Raw genomic sequence first — 18,487 nt, forward strand, 5'->3', positions numbered from 1 at the left:
AAACGTATAGAAAAAGAAGTAGAATATCCTGGACAAATAAAAGTTACAGTAATTCGCGAGAGCAGAGTTGTAGAATACGCAAAATAAGGGATGTGCAATGCCGCACATCCCTTTTAAAATACCGTTTTAGTTTGATGACTGGATGAAGACAGATGTCAAAAGGAGTATATTCAATGGCAGGAGATTTACATGTTCACACGACGGCTTCGGATGGCCTTCTTTCACCGCCAGAAATAATAGAAGAAGCGGCCGGGCGCGGTTTATCGTTTATAGCGATAACTGATCACGATACCACCGCAGCCATAGAAGAAGCCACGAAAGCGGGGACTGCCGCGGGTGTGACGGTCATACCAGGTATAGAGCTGAATACCGAATATAAAGGGAAAGAAATGCATATATTGGGTTACTTTATCGATATATACCAAAAATGGTTTCAAGAATTGCTTGTCCATATAAAGGATATAAGGGAAACCAGAGCGCATAGAATATTGGATAACCTCAAGGCGTATTATGGTATGGATATACCTTGGGATTTAGTACAAGCTATTGCCGGTTCGGCATCTATAGGCAGACCGCATATAGCCAGAGCTATGATTCAATTAGGTCTTATAAAAGATATGGGGGAAGCCTTCAACAATTATATATCACAGGATAGTCCGGCTTACGTGCCGCGGTATAAGATGATACCGGAAGAGGCTATAGGGTATATAAGAAGATTGGGCGGTGTGGCAGTAGTGGCTCATCCGGGGCTTTTAACAGACAAAAGCGCTATATTCCATGCTATAGACAGCGGCGTGGACGGCCTGGAAGTATATCATACAAAACATAACGTTAAAGATGAGCAGTATCTGAAGGCCATTGCCGATAACTATAAGCTGATAGTTACCGGTGGCAGTGATTGTCATGGTGAACTGGTGGATGGCGATATAACGCTCGGCGTAGTTAAAATGCCTGATGAAGTAATGTATAAACTGAAGGATTTGCATGTTAAGCGTTCAAAACCTGCATAAATAATCAGGGTATATGGATATTGGGCGGTTCATGTGATATAATTTGAATAATACAGCAATGCTGATATTCATTCTGATTACAGAAAAGGAGAAATTATATATGATTTTATCACGAAAAGCCCAAACAATAACCGAATCGGCTACATTGGCTATAAGCTCCAAGGCCAAAAAAATGAAGTCTGAAGGCATAGATGTAGTGGATTTTGGCGTAGGCGAGCCGGATTTCGATACGCCCGAACATATAAAAGCGGCGGCAATAGATGCGATAAATAAAGGTTACACCAAATATACACCGGCTACCGGTATACCGCAGCTGAAACAGGCTATCGTGGATAAGCTGCAGAAGGACAATGCTCTGTCGTATAAGCCGTCTAATATAGTAGTATCCAATGGTGCCAAACACGCCTTGTTTAATGCATTTTATGCTATCCTAAATCCCGGGGATGAAGTGCTTATGCCGGCACCATGTTGGGTAAGCTATCCGGAGCTAGTAAAGCTGGCCGACGGAGTACCCGTTATGGTATCAGCCGATGAATCGAATGCATTTAAAACGTCGGCTGATGTGTGTAAGCATAGCGTCATTCAACGATGATATAAAGGCAAGGACTATAGTCATAAACGGGGTATCCAAGACATATGCCATGACAGGATGGAGGATAGGATATTCCGCCTCAAATGAAGAAATCGCTTCTATTATAGGCAATGTACAAAGCCAGGCCACATCCAACCCTAACTCTATAGCTCAGTATGCTGCTTTAGCGGCATTGCAGGGAACGCAGCAGCCGGTAACTATTATGGTGGAGGAATTTAAAAAGCGCAGGGATTATATTTGCCGACGCATCAACGGCATAGAGGGATTGTCTTGCGTGAAGCCTGCCGGAGCATTCTATGTCATGATGAATATATCTCAATATGCGGGACAAAAAGTAAATGGATGTGATATAATGGGTTCAGTGGATTTCGCGCAAATGTTGCTGGACAAAGCCTATGTGGCAGTCGTGCCCGGGGAACCGTTCGGCGACGATCGATTTGTGCGGTTGTCATATGCCACTTCTATAGAACAAATAGAGAAAGGATTGGCACGCATAGAACAATGTCTGAAATGAGGGATATATACGAAAATCCGCTTATAACGCGTTATGCCAGTAAGGAAATGGCGCAAAATTTCTCCGATGACAAGAAATTCAGAACGTGGCGGAAATTGTGGATAGCATTGGCTGAGGCGGAAAAAGAGCTTGGCCTTGATATAAGCGACGAACAGATAGCCGAGATGAAAGCCCATCAGGACGATATAAACTATGACGTGGCCGAAGCACGCGAAAAAGAAGTAAGGCATGATGTCATGGCCCATGTATATGCCTATGGTGTCCAATGCCCACGTGCCAAGCCTATCATACATCTCGGGGCCACGAGCTGCTATGTGGGCGATAATACCGATATAATACTCATGAGAGACGGCCTTGATATTGTGAAGCGCAAGCTTATAAATTGTATAGATGCTTTAACACATTTCGCCGTTAAATATAAAGATATGCCCACACTGGGATTTACGCACTTTCAGCCGGCTCAGCCTACTACCGTTGGCAAAAGAGCATGCCTCTGGATACAGGACCTGCTGATGGATCTGAGCCAGCTGGATTTTATCATGGATAATATTGCATTGCGCGGTGCTAAAGGTACTACCGGAACGCAAGCCAGCTTTCTGACGCTTTTCGACGGAGATCATGAAAAGGTCAAAGCGCTAGACCGACTTATAGCAGAAAAGATGGGATTTAAAGGTACGTTTGCAGTTACGGGGCAAACCTATCCTCGAAAGCTGGATTCTAACGTGATCAACGTTTTAAGCGGCATAGCTCAAAGCGCATACAAATTCAGCAACGATATAAGGCTGCTGCAACATCTTAAGGAGATAGAAGAGCCATTCGAGGAAAAACAGATAGGCTCGTCGGCTATGGCATATAAACGCAATCCCATGCGCAGCGAACGTATCGGGTCGTTGGCGCGGCATGTGCTGACCGCAGCTCTGGATCCGGCCATTACGGCTTCTACCCAGTGGCTTGAACGCACGTTGGATGATTCTGCCAACCGGCGTATAGTTATACCGCAATCATTTCTAGCCGTAGATGCCATATTGCTGCTTTATATCAATGTGGCCGACGGCCTTGTGGTATATCCGGCCATGATAGAGCGGCATTTACGCGAGGAATTGCCCTTTATGGCCACCGAATACATATTGATGGAGGCGGTAAAACGCGGCGGCGACCGTCAGGAGCTTCATGAGCGCATAAGGCGATACTCTGTCCAAGCCGGCAGGCAGGTCAAGGAGGAAGGAAAGCCCAATGACCTTATAAATATGATAGCATCCGACCCGGCATTTTCCTTATCTAGACAAGAGATAGATGCCATAATGGATGCCAAAAACTTTGTAGGCCGAGCTCCGCAGCAGGTCGACGAGTTTATCGACGAAAATGTTCAACCGGTACTTGAAAAATACGGTGCTTTATTGGGATTGAAAGCCGAAATCGAAGTGTAAAAAATATTTGACATCTTTTTAACAAAGTTATACAATAAGATAAAGTATTCAGCAGCGATACAAATATGCGCACATAGTGTACATTTATAGGAGAGGAGTTTCAGATCGATTATGGAAAGGGATAAATTATTGATGACGCCGGGGCCGACCATGATACCGCCAAAGGTATTGCAGGCTATGAGCCGGCAGATTATTCATCATCGCACCAAAGAATTTCAGGCCATATTTACAGAGTTCAATGCGAAACTAAAGACGGTGTTTGATACCAAAAACGATGTGCTTACGTTTGCCAGCTCTGGTACGGGCGCGATGGAAGCCTCCATCGCCAATCTGTTCTCGCCGGGCGATAAGGTGCTGGTGGGTACGATAGGCGTGTTCGGCGATAGGTATGTCAACATAGCCAAAGCTTACGGCTTAGACGTGGATGTTATATCAATGCCATGGGGACAGGCGCTGGATCCCGAGGACATTAAAAAGCGCTTGGATGAGGATGATAAAATAAAGGCTGTTATAGTGACGCATAATGAAACATCCACCGGCGTGACCAATGATCTGGAAGCTATAGGTCAAGTATTAAAAGGGCGTTCACAACTTCTTGTCGTCGATGCCATAAGTTCTCTCGGCGGTATACCTCTTAAAACCGATAAATGGGGAATAGATGTGGTGGTTACTGGTTCGCAGAAGGCATTGATGGTTCCTCCCGGTTTATCGTTTGCCAGCTTGAGCGACCGTGCATGGGATGCCGTCAAGCAGTCCAAGTTACCGAAATTTTATTTCGATTTCTTGGCATACAGAGAAAAACTGAGCGATAACGATACGCCTTATACCCCTGCAGTAACTCTCATAATAGGCACAAACGTGGCTCTCGATATGATACTGGATGAGGGTCTGGATAAGGTATATGCCCGCAACCATAAATTGGCTGAAGCGACCAGAGCTGCGGCCAATGCCATGGGGCTTGAATTATTTGCCGAGCCAACCCATGCATCTGACATAATTACATCGATTAAAGGGCCGGAGGGCATAGATGTGGAGAAGGTCAGAAAGATAATGAATACCAGGTACGATATTATGATAACGGGTGGCCAGGGCAAGCTCAAAGGGCAGATATTGCGTATAGGGCATGTAGGATACGTAGATCAATTCGACCTTTTAAAGACGCTTACAGGCTTGGAATATTCTCTGGCTGAAACGGGCTATCCGGTGCAGATAGGCAGTGGTGTTACGGCGGCTGAGAAGATATTGAAAGAAGGTGTCTGAGGTATGCGCATATTGGTACCCGAAAAAATTGAAGAAAACGGTTTGCAGATACTCAAGCAAAAGGCCGATGTGGATGTGAGGCTGGATTTAACCAGGGAACAATTGCTCGAATGCATAGGCCAATATGATGCACTCATAGTGAGAAGCGCTACCAAAGTGGATGCAGAGCTTATAAACCGCGGGCTTAATCTTAAGGTGATAGGTAGAGCCGGCACCGGCGTGGACAATATAGATGTCGATGCGGCTACCGAGAAGGGTATAATAGTAGTCAATACGCCGGACAGCAATAATATATCCGCAGCCGAACATGCGATAGCGTTGTTGTTGGCATTATGCCGCAATATACCCCAGGCTTATATGTCCCTGAAAGCGGGCAAATGGGAGAGAAGCAAGTTCAAGGGTGTCGAGCTTTATGATAAGACCGTTGCCGTACTGGGGCTTGGCCGCATAGGTTCTTTAGTGGCTAGCCGCCTCAAAGCCTTTGGCATGAACGTTATAGGTTATGACCCTTATATACCACAGGAGCGTTTCGAAAGCATGGGAGTGGAAAAGGTCGATTCTATAGATGAGATTATGCAGAAGGCGGATTTTATAACCGTACATCTTCCTAAGACAAATGAGACCATGGGCATTATAGGCAAAAAAGAATTTGACATGGCTAAGAAAGAACTGCGCATAGTTAATTGCGCTCGTGGCGGCATAGTAGAGGAAAATGCTTTATACCAAGCGCTTAAGGATGAACGTATAGCAGGTGCGGCTATAGATGTTTTCACCAACGAACCCAAAGAAGGTGCCGCCGGAGAAGGATTCAGCCATCCGCTGCTCGAATTGGATAACATTGTGTTTACGCCGCATCTGGGTGCGTCGACTGTGGAGGCGCAGCGCAATGTTGGATTGGCTATAGCCCAACAGGTGTTGAATGCACTGGAAGGCAATATAGTGGAAGCCGTTAACCTGCACGGCCTCAATATGAAAGCGGCCACGAGCCTTGCTCCGTACCTTGGTTTGGCTGAGAAGATGGGCCGCATATACTATCAAGTGGAAAACCTGCCGGCAGAACAGATAGAACTTGTATATAGCGGCGATATATCCAAAGAGGATACCAGGATAATAACCCTGTCGTATCTGACAGGCTTATTGCAACCTGTTACCGATGAACGCGTCAATTTTGTCAATATAGAGAAAATTATACGTGAGAGAGGCATACAGGTCATTGAAAGCAAAAATTCACATGTGGATTATTTTGTTAACCTTATAACGGTCAATATTAAAAATAAAGCGCGGATGATGACATTCGCGGGAACTATTTTCGGGAAAGAAGAACCAAGGGTGGTTGACTTTGACGGGTTTGAAGTCGATTTTATGCCCGCAGAGCATATGTTAATGGTGCAAAATATCGACAGGCCGGGTATAATAGGGCAAGTATGCACGATCTTGGGCGATAATGGCATCAATATAGCCAATATGAAGGCCAGCCGAAATACCAAGCATGGCATAAACCTGATGGTGCTCGATGTTGACAGCGATATAAGCGATGAAGTGCTCGATGCCATAAAAAAGGTTGATGGCGTATTAAAGGCCAAGGAATTGAATTTGTAAGAGTTTGCGGCATGAAAGGCTCGATTTTTAATCGAGCCTTTTTGAATATTATGGCATAGTATGATATAATCAATTCAGAGAAAATTTTCATGGCATATGCGTTGGCGGACATGGGAAATCTATAGATATAATCCACAAGAGGGAGGCAATATTATGACTATAGATCAACTGTGGAGGCTTTTTGAAGAAACGGGAGATATAGGCTATTATTTGTTTTACAAGGCTTTACAGAATAAAAAAGACGAGGATAAGAACATGTCTATGCGTGATGATGTGCCGTTAGATGATATGCCGTTAAATGATATGAATTAGAAATAAGAAATGGAGTAATACTGATTGAGCCTGATAAAGACAGAGGCAATTGTTTTGAAGCATATGGATTACCTCGAAGCCGATAGGATACTGGTTCTATTCTCTAAGGAGTTGGGAAAGATTCATGCCATAGCAAAAGGCAGCCGCAGGCCTAAGAGCCGATTTCTAATGGCTAGTGAGATTTTTGTTTCAGCCGATTATATGTTGTATGAGGGTAAAAACCTTTATACAGTGACGCAAAGCGAAATAAAATGTACATTCTTTGAACTGCGCCAAAACATGAATAATCTGGCTTATGCTGCTTATGCTGCAAATCTATGCGATGCAGTCATACAAGATGAGGAGCCGAATATAAGAGCGTATTACCTGCTTTTAAAAACGCTACAATTTCTATCCGAGCCTGATATCGATGCTTCAGCCATTACACTGATATTTGCCATAAAGCTCATGGATTTTATAGGGTACAGGCCATTGCTCGATCAGTGCTGCAATTGCGGTAAGAACGATATAGACGGTTCGATATTGTATTTCAGTCCAATATCGGGAGGCGTGCTATGTGAGGACTGTGCTGCGAGCAGCGATGATGTTACTGCGGTAAATCAAGGCTTCATAAATACCGTATCTCATATATTATCCATGAGGATAAGCGATATGTATCGCCTTAAAATGAGCGATGCCTTAAAAAAGCAATTGTGGGATGTCTTTAATCGATATACTTTATCCAGGATAGACAAGCATATCGTGCCCATGAAACTATAGCAATAGGTACTTTATATATATAACAAAATAATGTATAATGGTATCAATGCGGGCATTAAGCTCGTATAATGAAATAAAATGAAATATCTATGCTAACATTGGAGGCGAATATGGGAAGACTATTTGGCACGGATGGCGTAAGAGGCGTCGCTAATACAGAACTGACCTGCGGTTTGGCATTTTCTTTAGGCCAAGCCGGAGCATATGTGCTGGCAGAGGAAAGTCCAAGGCCTCGTATAGTAGTAGCTCGTGATACGCGCGTATCAGGCGACATGCTGGAATCGGCTTTGGTGGCCGGCATTTGTTCCGTGGGCGGCGAAGCTCTATGTGTGGGAGTCATGCCCACACCGGCAGCGGCTTATCTTACAAGGCTTTATGGAGCTGATGCAGGTGTAGTGATATCGGCTTCACATAATCCTATGGAATATAACGGCATCAAGTTCTTCAATCGTGACGGCTATAAATTGCCTGATGAATTGGAGGATCGCATAGAATCTATAATATCGGATCAAACGCGGCAAATTCCTATGTGCGCAGGCGATGCCGTAGGACGTCGGGTGACGGTACAAAATGCCGCTGAGGACTATGTGAATTTTCTGAAATCCACCGTTCCTATAGACCTTAAGGGCTATAAGATAGCTGTCGATTGCGCTAATGGAGCCGCTTATAAAGTAGCACCGCTTTTGTTGTCCCAGCTCGGTGCCGAAACAATTTGTTTTTTTGATGATCCGGATGGTACCAACATAAATCGCAATTGTGGCTCTACCAATCCCAAAGCTTTGCAGGACTATGTGTTGGAAAATGAGGTGGATCTTGGATTGGCTTTTGATGGCGACGCTGATCGCTTGATTGCTGTAGATGAAAACGGCGTACTGGTTGACGGTGATAAGATAATGGCTATATGCGGTATAGATATGCATGAACGCGGCACCTTAAAAAAAGATACCGTCGTGGCCACTATTATGAGCAACATAGGTTTAGAAATAGCTCTCAAAAATGCCGGATGCCATATAGTGAGGACGGCAGTGGGCGACCGTTATGTATTGGAGAAGATGCTGCAGGAAGGTTATTCATTGGGAGGCGAACAATCGGGCCACGTTATATTTCTGGATCATAATACTACCGGCGATGGTTTAATAACCGCGCTGCAGTTGCTGTCGGTCATTGTGAGGAAGAAAAAGAGCCTGGCGCAGCTATCGACTGTGATGAAGCAATTCCCTCAGGTATTGGTCAATGCAAAAGTAAGCAATGATAAAAAAGATGTGTACTTGCAATACAGTGCCATAGCTAAAGAGATAAATAGGATAGAGAAAAAGTTCAACAGCATGGGACGGGTTGTAATAAGGCCGTCCGGTACCGAACCGCTGGTCAGGGTAATGATAGAAGGCCCTGATATAGACGAGCTGGAGCAGGAGGCCACGCGTTTGGCCGCCATAATAGAAGAATACCTAGCCTGATTTTATTTATATAATCGAGAGGGGTGATGTATTTGTAGAGATTATTTATATGATCAGATATAAAAGCGCCAGAACTCATTTTGAGTTGACGAGGTCAGGGTTTATCGATTTTTCGGCGGGTGCCCTGCGGCATACGGCTGCCGACAAAGGTTCCACAAAAGCAAAGAGCGATTTTTGCTACAAACGGAGCCGGGCCAAAATAAAGGTACAGCATTTCTAACAAACATTATCATGCCATAAATATGCATTTATTTAGCGCGTATATGAGAAGCGCGCAGTTAAAAGTTTACTGGGAAAGAAAGGGATAAACATATATGTGTGGAATAGTTGGATATATAGGCCATCAACAGGCTGTACCAATACTGCTGAATGGCTTAAAGAGATTGGAATATAGAGGTTATGATTCTGCCGGAGTGGCTGTCTATCAAGGCGACAGCATAGAGGTGATCAAAGCTAAAGGGCGATTGAATGTATTGGAATCGGCTTTAACCGGCCGAGAACTTATAGGTACGCTTGGTATAGGGCATACCAGATGGGCTACACATGGCGAACCGTCTGACGTGAATTCGCATCCTCATACAGATGCATCAGGAGAAATCGCTGTGGTGCACAATGGTATCATAGAGAATTATATGCGCATCAAGCAATGGCTTCAGGAGCAGGGTGCGATTTTTATATCGGATACCGATACGGAGGTTATAGCTCATCTCATACATCATTTTTATGAAGATGACCTTTTGTCTGCGGTGCAACGAGCCGTATCCTATTTGGAAGGTTCGTATGCATTGGCGGTGATGTGCGGGCGTGAGCCTGATAAACTTATAGCAGTGCGTAAAGATAGCCCGTTGATAATCGGCCTCGGCGATAGTGAGAATTTTATAGCATCGGATATACCGGCTATACTTCCTTATACCAGGGAAGTGTATTTTTTGAACGATAAAGAACTAGCCGTCTTAACGTGTGATGGCGTGTCTATAAAAGACGAATATGGTCGCGATGTAACACGCGATGTATATCATGTAACATGGGATATTGAGGCTGCGGAAAAGGGCGGCTTCGAACATTTTATGCTTAAAGAAATTCACGAGCAGCCTAAAGCCTTAAGAGATACTATGGCGTCCAGGATAACGCAAGATCTGTCAATAAACCTGCATGATTTGGACGACATAGACATAGAAAAAACAAACAAGCTTTTTATAGTGGCTTGCGGTACGGCCTATCATGCAGGCGTTGTGGGCAAATACCTTATAGAACGCATGGCGCGTTTGCCGGTGGAGGTGGATATAGCATCGGAGTTCAGATATAGAGAACCGATAATATCAAAAGGCGATCTGGCTATCGTTATAAGCCAATCGGGTGAAACGGCCGATACGCTAGCCGCGTTACGAGAGCTTAAACGCCGGGGCGCTACCGTCATGGCTGTCGCCAATGTGGTGGGCAGTACCATAACGCGCGAAGCGGATAAAGTGTTATATACGTGGGCCGGACCCGAGATAGCGGTAGCCTCCACCAAAGCGTATACGACACAACTGTTGGTTATAACCATGATAGCATTGTATATGGCTAAACGCAGGGGAACCATGGATCAGCAGAGCATCGAGGATATCGTGAGCGATATAATCAAACTGCCTAATAAAGCACAGAGCATTTTGGATGGGAAAGAAACGGTCCAGCACTATGCGGCCCAACATTTTTCCGCACACAGCATATTTTTCATAGGGCGCGGATTGGACTACGCACTTGCTATGGAAGGCTCGCTTAAGCTCAAGGAGATATCGTATATACATTCAGAGGCATATGCGGCCGGCGAATTAAAGCATGGCACCATAGCCCTTATAGAACCGGGTACGTTGGTGGTGGCGCTGGCTACTCAACCTGAGCTTTTTGACAAAATGCTCAGCAATATCAAAGAGGTAAAAGCCAGGGGAGCGGTAGTTATGGCTGTGGTACAAGAGGGCAATACCGCGATAGAGGATGTCGCCGATTATATTATCTACCTCCCTGATACCAGCCCGTGGATTGTCCCGATGCTGGGCGTTATACCGCTTCAATTATTCGCCTATTATACGGCGTTGTATAAAGGGTGCGACGTTGACAAACCGAGGAATTTGGCCAAAAGCGTAACTGTGGAGTAATGCATAATACAAATAAACTCCTCCCATGATAATAAACTTTGCTCTATAAAAATAAAATTCGTTCCAAAGCCCCGTAGCAGATACAGGAGAAATCTTGTTTTGCTGCGGGAATTTTGTTTTGGCATGGTATATAGGAATAAGTAATAAAGCTAAAGGCGTTGAGGATAATGATGTTAGGGTAATCAATTACCATAATTTAGGAGCAAGAAATATTCTTGCCAAAAACATTGGTATTGTGATATACTTCCGTTGAACGGTTCCTTTTCATTTTGTTCCTTATAGGTGTTATATACCTATAAAGGCAGGAACCGCTACTCCAAATTCCATGGAATTTTGGACATCTTCATTCCAAGATTGGAAAGTGCTTTGGAAGAACAAATAATAAATGAAATAATAAATTATTTAAGTGTATTATAAAACAAATGTTAAAAGAGGTGTTATATGTGGGTAAAAACCAATGGGTTGTAAAATATGGCGGCAAATGGGCTGTTAAAGGTGAAGGCAACAAAAGAGCAACTAAAGTTACTGATACTCAAAAACAAGCAATAAATGTAGCAAAAGAAATTGTCCAAAACCAGAAATCGGAATTGATTATCCAAGGAAGAGACGGCAAAATTAGGAGTAAGGACAGTTATGGACAAGACCCGTGTCCACCAAAGGATAAGGAGCATTAATGGAGGTGGGCGCTGTTGGTAGCAGTAATATATGAGCAACTGAAAACCCCCAAGTCTGTTGAAGAATTGTATCAAAGGTTAAAAGAATCCGGGATAAAATGGAATAAAGCACAATTACAACTATTTCTTCTTATGGATAGTAATATCAAAAGGACTGGGGATTTGTACAGTGCTGACGGGAATAATCTAAATACTATTATATTGGACATAGTGGATAAAGTAATGGATGATAACCCTATGGCACCTATAAAAAAGATAATGGAGTATGTGCCAAATGATATTATTGTCAGTGCAGAAGATATATCGAAAATTGCAGAGCAAAGCGGGAAGTATAAACTTCATAGCAATGGGGCTGTTTTAATAAGAATAAAAAATTAATGAGGAGTTTTTATGCAGGAACTAAAGGATAGAATCAAAGGACTTGGTTATGAAGAAATAAAGGATATTGATGATGCTACCTTTATAGCCAGTTATAAAGATGTATATGTATATGTAAAAAAAGTAGATGAAGAACAGTTAAGGCCAGAATTAGTTACTGCCATAACATTTGAAGCGATGGTAACAGATCCTATTTCTACATATGCCTGGATTACAAACGGCACCAGTAATGCCTATGCCCTTGTTGAAGAGGAAATGGCTATTTCTGAAATTCCATCGGTCTTTGAAGATGAAAACAAATTGTACATAGGCAAAAGGCAACTTACCGATAGGGATAAATGGTCAAGAGGAAAATATCAGGAGTTACAAGAGAAATTTGATGGACTCCATGAAATGATTTATGCAAATAAAGACCATGTAAATAATTCAAATGATGTAATCGATGAATTCAGTAAACTTATATTTCTGGAAACCTTCAGGCTTTATCATCCTGAATATAAATTAACTAAGGGGAATGTAGGAGGAAGACTATTTAATGAAATATATAGTTACGAATACGTAGAAAAGTATAAAGATAAGGCAGTCCAGGAGATAAGGGAAGCCTTTAAAGAAATAAAAGACCATGCGGATTACGTTGCTATTTTGGATAATGGGGAAAAGGCAAATATATTTAGTGCGGATGAATATATAAAACTGGAGAATCCCAACATCTATATTGCTGTTTTAAAGGCTCTCCAGGACTTAGGGCCGATAAAAATTGATGGTGTAGAGAGACCTGCTACTTTAAGGGATTTGACAGGGGATGTGCTGGGCAGGGTTTTTGATGTACTGCTTCGTAGAAAGTATGAGAATAAAGGTGGTATGGGTATCTATCTTACTCCAAGGCAGATAACGGAAGCAGCAGCAGAAATGGTTTTACATGACCTTACCAAAGACGGAGCAGCAAAACTAATTGCTAAAGACCCCAAAACAGGGATACCTACCCTGCGTATAGGTGATTTGTGCTGTGGTTCGGCAGGATTTTTAATAAAGATACTTCAGAAAATGGAATATTATCTTTTAAATAAATTGACAGGAGATAAGAAGCAATACGAGGAACTGTTTGAACAATTAAAGGAACATAGTTTTATAGGTGCAGATAATTCTCCGGGGATGATTCTTAAGGCAAGAATCAATATGGCTCTTCATGGAGCACCTAAATGCCAGATTTTCCAAACCAGAAATTCCTTGGTAAATACAAGGCTTAAACCGGGAACATTCGATGCAATACTTACAAATCCCCCATTTTCAAAAACTGGTATTTCAAAAACTATTAAGAAGGGAAAGACCACTGTTGAAAACCCTGAAGGTGCTGAAATTATCAAATATTATTCTTCTGACATAGATGAAAATGGACAAAACAGAATGAATCCTTATGGCTTATCCCTTGGCTCCAAACCGGACAGCAGAGGCAGGTGGAAAGAGGTAAATTCTGTGGATCCGGCAGTGTTATTTATTGATAGAAATCTGCAGCTGCTAAAACCAGGCGGATTGCTCATGATAGTTGTACCAGATGGAATTCTTTCAAACTCAGGGGATAAATATGTCCGCGAATATATCATGGGCAAGAAAAATCCTGTAACAGGTGAATTTGAAGGCGGCAAGGCAATACTGAAAGCAGTAATCAGCCTTCCTCAAGAAACCTTTGCCCTTTCAGGAGCAGGTGCGAAAACTTCGCTGTTATACTTAAAGAAGAAGGAGCATCCAGGGGAAAAACAAGGACCTGTGTTCATGGCGGTGGCAGATGAAGTGGGATTTACTGTAAAACAGAATATAGAAGTACAGTTAGGTGATGACCACAACGACCTACTAAAGATTGTTGAGGCTTATAAAAAGGGTATGCCAGAGGATATGGAATAGAGGAGAGATTAAGGATGTTTATAGATAAAATAAACTATAGAGTGCATAGCAATAACCCATTTGTTGTATGGACTGATTCCAAAATTATAGATGAACGGTTGTCTGCTAATTCATATAACCAGGATTATCTTAATTTTAGAAAGGCGAAAAATACTTTTAATTTTAAAAAGCTTTCAGATATTGCTAAAGTAACCGCAATGATTGGGTGGAAAGGACTTACAACGGATAACTACGTAAACGAAGATGGTGTATATTTACTAAGAACTGTTGATATAAAGGATAATTTTATTGATTTAGAAAATACTGTTATGGCTGAAAGAGAAAAAGTATATGAGCAACCTCAAATAATTTTAAAACAAGGAGATATTATTTTTTCAAAAGATGGAACTTTAGGAGTTACTGCAATTGTACCAAGGTATCAAAACGAGGAAATGTGTGTAGGGTCAACATTGGCAAGAATCAGGTTAAGCTCCAAAGTAGATAATTATTATGTATGCGCTGCTTTTATGAGTAGAATAGTTCAAGCTCAGATTAAATATTTTGTATCTGGTATTGCTCAACCTCATATTACACAGGAATATATTAATAAATTAGAAATCCCTATCCCATCTCCTGAAATCCAAAAATATATAGGAGATAAGGTTAGAAAAGCAGAAGAGCTGAGAGAAGAAGCGAAAAGGTTGAAGAAAGAGGCTGAAGAAATTATTTATAAAGAATTAAATATTAGTGTTTTAGAAAACAAATTTAAAGATTTAAATAATAAGTATACTTGGGTAGATCCAACTAATTTAGAGAATAGAGTCGATTCAAAATATTATGATGAAAAAGTATTAAAGATAAAAAACTACTTTAATAAGCATTATTACACCTTAAAACTAAAAGATTGCTTGCAATATTGTGCAAGGGGGAAGAGTTTTGCCCAAAATTGTGAAGAAGGAATTATTTTAATTAAAACAAAAAATTTAAATAATTCAATTATCAGTTATGAAGAGAATTTTGTGTGTGAAAAAGAAGTTAATAATAATTTGATTTTAAAAGAAAAAGATTTATTATTCGCATCCATGGGAGTTGGATCTCTAGGAAAGATTGATATGTATTATCCTATCAAAGAGAAATCAACCATAGATGGAACTCTGACATTACTAAGATTTAGAAATGACTGCAAATTAAAACCAGAATATGTAATGGAATTTATAAGAACTCAAATTGGTCAAAAATTAGTTTATCAGAACGTCGTTGGTTCAACAGGAATAATTAGTATATCAGTAGAAGATTTAATTAATATTGATATTCCCTTTATTGAAATAGAAAAACAAGAAAAGATTAGCAAGAATGTAGGTAAGTATTTAGCGAATTTTTATACATCCAAGCAACTAATCCAAGAAGCCAAGCAAGATGTGGAAGATCTAATAGAAGGCAACTTTGATATGTCAAAAGTAAAAGCAAATAATTAGAGTTTTAAGACAAAGGTAGGTGAGACCTTTGGTAGACATAAATGAATTGGTGAAAAGTTTAAATAGCCTATATGACTATGGGGAAATAAAAAATAACACTGATTTACAATACCTTATAGGCCAAAACTTTATTAGGCTTGCAGAGGACAGGTTGGTTATCACAAAAAAATGGATTAAGTTCAGCGGAAAGGCAAGCAGGGAAGATTTTATATCTTCACTTCTCTGTTTCTATCCGCCTCTGTTGCTTAAGCTGCTAAAAAAAATATACGAAGAGGCTTGCATTATAGGTCAGAGGGGAGACAGCAAAGCCTTATACGAGTTTATAGACAGCATCCCTGAATTTGCTGAAACCATATTAAACATTAGGGATGAAGATGTGGAAGAGACGGAAGAAGTAAAGTCCTTTTATCAGGCTGTGTTTAATGGGTATCCTCAATATCCCTCAATACTTACAAAACTAAAAACCATGCAGTTGGCAGAAGATACAGAGGATATGGAGTTATCACTGATGGGTAATAACCCTAATGAAATATGGGTCAAGGGCAGGATGATAACTTCATCTGTAAACCTCTTGAAGTTAAAGGATAAAAATAAATATGCTTTTACTCCCTATGAGTATAATGATGTTCCAGTGGAAGAGCCAGTAAAAGAGGTCCTTTCTTACCCATGGAAAACTTTTCTAACAATACTATCCATGGTAGCACTTGAATACCAGACTGCCGGCTTTGAAGGCTTATCCATAAGACCTACGAACCATACCAATTATTATATAACCCAGCCTTTAGATTTTTACATTTTTAATATAAAGGGTAGAGAAGTTAGAGTAGGAGAGCTTAATGATTTTGTATATGAGTTTTGCATGGGAAATGATATGTACCTTTTCCCAGATAAGCCTCCTGAAGTAGACGAAGTGGTTTTTGATATGATGAATGAGCAGAAAATTGATTTTAAAGATGGGGAATATGTCCTCAATGAAAGGTTTAGAGACCTGATATACTCAAAGGATATTATTATAAAAAACCGCTCCAGAAAGTTTAAAAACACCCTCAAAGATTATATAGAGAAGTTGAGGAATACATTATGATTATCAAGATAGGTACGGACAGATTTTGGGTAAAGGCATCAAATATAGAAAGATGGGCAGAAATTTTAAAATCCTTACCCCCTAAAATATCCTGTGGCAGTAAAAAAGATATAGCCAGGGATTATCTGGGCTATAAGGTTGATGATAACGGAAGAATTGTTAATGCTGATGAGGTATATGGCCTTTTTGGTGCAGAAAAAGATAAAGACTCTTTAATTATCGCCGGTTGTAACTTTATAAAGGAAATTGAAGATGGATATGAGCTTACAGAGGGTGCCACTGAACTGGTAGAAAGATTTAAGCATAATGAGGAATGGGAAAAGGTATTGGGGAGTCAATTATTAAAGTATTCCATAAGAATTAGGGCATTTGCTTATGCGATGTTAAATGAAGGATATCTCTATTTTGGAAAAGGATATATGGAAAGCTTTGCAAAGGCTTATATAACCCTAAATGACAAGAAGTTTTATATTTTCAGCAGCAAGCCTGATGAAATGAACATTAATAATTTGATGAAGGAGAATCAATCAAAAATATTAGGGGATTTCTGGAGAAAGGAACTTAATATTGGAGAGGGGGAAGAAATAGAATTTAGAGGCGTTAATAAAAATTATCCTTCTTTAGGCTCCATGAGTACTTATTTTAAAATACCAATGCTGTTATTCGACTATTTAGGATGGATTGTTGAAAGCGAAGATGGGAGGTACATCTTAGATAAACATAAGATAAAAGAAGATGCAGGTATTGATGTATATGAAAGTTTAGTAAATGAAGCCGATATGGATGATATAGAAATCCTACACAAATTAATTAAAGAATACTCAGATGCAAGGGGATTTTTCCCCATAGGAATAGTGGGCTCCATATTGAAAAGGGAGATTGACAGTGAAAATACCATGGCAGAAGAACAATGGATTGACCATTACTTTATTACAGGCATAAACAAAGGGAATTTTACGATTAAAGACCATGAGCAAGGGCAACCGAGGTATGGCAGGGGCTTGCTTGGGGAAAAAGATTATCAATTAATTAAGTTGGAGATTAGAGATTAGGAGGAATGGATATGTCTATGTGGGCACCTTTTGGTACCAGCGATTTTCCTTTAAATCAGCCGATGGTAGGACAAAGAGAGTTTTATGAAATTTTCAAAGGCTTCACGAAGAGTATGAAAAGTGCAGGGATGGCAACTATTTTCCCACTGATTTCAAAGTGGGGTGTAGGTAAATCCCGTATAGGTTTCGAGCTTATTTCAGAACCTCTGGGCATGGATAAGGGGTGGATTGTTAATGAAGATGGCGTACAAAAGGAAGTAAGAATTTTCAAGCCGAATTTCGAAGATAAGATTCTTCCGCTGTATATAAGGTATTCCCAAATGTGCCATCCGGATTTAATTGGAGATAACTGGGTTGCTTACGGTATTTATACAGCGCTGTTCTATTTAAGCAGAGAATCCGATGGAAGCATTCAAGGAAAGATTATGGAAGCCATTCAAGATGCCTTATCCCCTGTGGGGTTTGATAGAAGTATCCTTGGAGATTTACTCCAAGTAGACATAGTAAATTTAGACGAGCTGGTTATAAGCAAAGAGAGGTTGGATGAATTAACCAGAAAAGGAATAGAATATATTAAGAAATTCGGTATTGAGCATTTTCTTATTATCTGTGATGAGTTGGAAACAGCAGGGGAAATTGCAAAGTATGGAATTGAAAAAGAGAAGGACTTGGTAAACAAAATAGATGGAGAAGCAATTCAAGTAATTACAAGTGCTATAAAACATGAAGACCCGAGAAAGAAATATCCAGAGGTTTCCTATCTTCTTTTGTGCTCCACAGTTATAGGAGCATTCCTGTAATGCTTTGAAAGGCTAAAATGGGTTTTGACAAAAGAACCCCTGCCTGAGATAATTTAAATATAAAACAAACAAAAATCTCAA

General features: G+C 40.8%; 15 protein-coding genes and 1 pseudogene. All 16 read left to right on the forward strand.

All coding sequences use genetic code 11. From position 1 onward, the window contains the following. The first annotated feature begins 173 nt into the window (after positions 1 to 173). The 16 genes and pseudogenes from JG770_RS07615 (at position 174) to JG770_RS07690 (ending at position 18,406) form a co-directional block, all read left to right on the forward strand. A complete protein-coding gene (locus tag JG770_RS07615) occupies positions 174 to 1,010 on the forward strand; it encodes a PHP domain-containing protein (protein WP_291957289.1) in 837 nt (278 codons plus the stop codon). A gap of 100 nt (positions 1,011 to 1,110) precedes the next feature. Then, positions 1,111 to 2,116, forward strand: a pseudogene (locus tag JG770_RS07620) (pyridoxal phosphate-dependent aminotransferase). Then, a complete protein-coding gene (gene purB / locus JG770_RS07625) occupies positions 2,113 to 3,543 on the forward strand; it encodes an adenylosuccinate lyase (protein ID WP_291957330.1) in 1,431 nt (476 codons plus the stop codon). The pseudogene JG770_RS07620 and the gene purB overlap by 4 nt, the downstream one beginning before the upstream one ends. A gap of 111 nt (positions 3,544 to 3,654) precedes the next feature. Then, on the forward strand, positions 3,655 to 4,803 hold the full coding sequence (locus JG770_RS07630; RefSeq protein WP_291957294.1) for an alanine--glyoxylate aminotransferase family protein: 1,149 nt from the start codon (positions 3,655 to 3,657) through the stop codon (positions 4,801 to 4,803). A 3-nt stretch (positions 4,804 to 4,806) separates the two neighbouring features. Beyond that, complete coding sequence (gene serA / locus JG770_RS07635; RefSeq protein WP_291957296.1) at positions 4,807 to 6,402, forward strand: phosphoglycerate dehydrogenase; 1,596 nt, start codon at positions 4,807 to 4,809, stop codon at positions 6,400 to 6,402. Positions 6,403 to 6,555: 153 nt separating this feature from the next. Further along, positions 6,556 to 6,714, forward strand: a complete 159-nt coding sequence (locus JG770_RS07640; RefSeq protein ID WP_291957298.1) for a YqzL family protein — start codon at positions 6,556 to 6,558, stop codon at positions 6,712 to 6,714. A 24-nt stretch (positions 6,715 to 6,738) separates the two neighbouring features. Beyond that, entirely contained in the window at positions 6,739 to 7,473 is a 735-nt protein-coding gene (gene recO / locus JG770_RS07645; protein ID WP_291957301.1) for a DNA repair protein RecO, read from the forward strand. A gap of 110 nt (positions 7,474 to 7,583) precedes the next feature. Continuing rightward, positions 7,584 to 8,930, forward strand: a complete 1,347-nt coding sequence (gene glmM, locus JG770_RS07650; RefSeq protein ID WP_291957303.1) for a phosphoglucosamine mutase — start codon at positions 7,584 to 7,586, stop codon at positions 8,928 to 8,930. 314 nt (positions 8,931 to 9,244) lie between these two features. Further along, a complete protein-coding gene (glmS, locus tag JG770_RS07655) occupies positions 9,245 to 11,065 on the forward strand; it encodes a glutamine--fructose-6-phosphate transaminase (isomerizing) (RefSeq protein WP_291957305.1) in 1,821 nt (606 codons plus the stop codon). A 443-nt stretch (positions 11,066 to 11,508) separates the two neighbouring features. Further along, the gene (locus JG770_RS07660; RefSeq protein WP_291957308.1) at positions 11,509 to 11,739 is read left to right on the forward strand and encodes a DUF2188 domain-containing protein; all 231 of its coding nucleotides are present in this window, start codon (positions 11,509 to 11,511) and stop codon (positions 11,737 to 11,739) included. Between the two features lie 15 nt (positions 11,740 to 11,754). Beyond that, entirely contained in the window at positions 11,755 to 12,117 is a 363-nt protein-coding gene (locus tag JG770_RS07665; protein WP_291957311.1) for a hypothetical protein, read from the forward strand. 12 nt (positions 12,118 to 12,129) lie between these two features. Then, on the forward strand, positions 12,130 to 14,016 hold the full coding sequence (locus JG770_RS07670; protein ID WP_291957314.1) for an N-6 DNA methylase: 1,887 nt from the start codon (positions 12,130 to 12,132) through the stop codon (positions 14,014 to 14,016). 14 nt (positions 14,017 to 14,030) lie between these two features. Continuing rightward, complete coding sequence (locus tag JG770_RS07675; RefSeq protein ID WP_291957318.1) at positions 14,031 to 15,470, forward strand: restriction endonuclease subunit S; 1,440 nt, start codon at positions 14,031 to 14,033, stop codon at positions 15,468 to 15,470. A 19-nt stretch (positions 15,471 to 15,489) separates the two neighbouring features. Next, positions 15,490 to 16,554 (forward strand): hypothetical protein, encoded by a 1,065-nt coding sequence (locus JG770_RS07680; protein WP_363320968.1) that lies wholly within the window; start codon positions 15,490 to 15,492, stop codon positions 16,552 to 16,554. Further along, positions 16,551 to 17,606: a hypothetical protein gene (locus JG770_RS07685; protein ID WP_291957324.1), complete on the forward strand. Its 1,056-nt coding sequence runs from the start codon at positions 16,551 to 16,553 to the stop codon at positions 17,604 to 17,606. Before JG770_RS07680 ends, JG770_RS07685 begins: the two co-directional genes overlap by 4 nt. Positions 17,607 to 17,617: 11 nt before the next feature. Further along, positions 17,618 to 18,406, forward strand: a complete 789-nt coding sequence (locus JG770_RS07690; RefSeq protein ID WP_291957327.1) for a hypothetical protein — start codon at positions 17,618 to 17,620, stop codon at positions 18,404 to 18,406. The last annotated feature ends 81 nt before the right edge of the window (positions 18,407 to 18,487 follow it).

Origin of the sequence: Mahella sp. (assembly GCF_020054945.1) — a bacterium.
GTDB lineage: Bacteria > Bacillota > Clostridia > Mahellales > Mahellaceae > Mahella.